At 55.9% G+C, this 497-nt stretch carries 1 protein-coding gene; it reads left to right on the top strand.

The features are described 5' to 3' along the window. The first annotated feature begins 104 nt into the window (after window positions 1–104). A complete protein-coding gene (locus tag CSC78_RS18810; RefSeq protein ID WP_162339393.1) occupies window positions 105–392 on the top strand; it encodes a hypothetical protein in 288 nt (95 codons plus the stop codon). The last annotated feature ends 105 nt before the right edge of the window (window positions 393–497 follow it).

Here is a 497-nt window from a genome sequence, read left to right as displayed (position 1 = left end):
GTTCAATCCCTCCGAGTTGGTTGAACTGGAACGACTGAACCAGCTGGCCACGTACAAGCACTGACCATGACATACTCCGGCAAACCCCTTGCCGGAAGCGACAAATGGCCAACTCGGTCAGCGATACCGAGACCGGGCGAAAAACCGCCCGGGTCTCGCCCGCCATCACCAAACGCATTGCCCAGGTGGCCCAAGCCCACCAGGGATTGGACGAACGCCGGCCTCCCCGGTCATGGCAGCGGGACATGCCCCGCGATGAAGTTGAAGCGCGGGTGCTAGGGCTGATTGCCGATTACGAAGCCGTCGCACCGCACCTATCGGCGCCCACGTTGAAGGCCCTGCGCCGCATGTTGAAAAAAAAAAAAAACACACACAACGACTGGTGCGATTAGACTGATGAGAATACACACAGGACGTCACGCACACCCCAATATGTATCATTGACATCTGTGTTTTATACACATGACAACGCAGGCAAGTCTAGTTCGTATTCAGAT

Source organism: Pseudoxanthomonas japonensis (assembly GCF_010093445.1).
Lineage (GTDB): Bacteria > Pseudomonadota > Gammaproteobacteria > Xanthomonadales > Xanthomonadaceae > Pseudoxanthomonas_A > Pseudoxanthomonas_A japonensis.
The sequence above is the reverse complement of the archived record's forward strand: the minus strand, read 5'-3'. Positions and strand labels throughout refer to the sequence as shown.

Bases quoted from the DNA above. Each gene is read 5' to 3' on its own strand.
- CSC78_RS18810 (WP_162339393.1), top strand. From the start codon at position 105: ATGGCCAACTCGGTCAGCGATACCGAGACCGGGCGAAAAACCGCCCGG.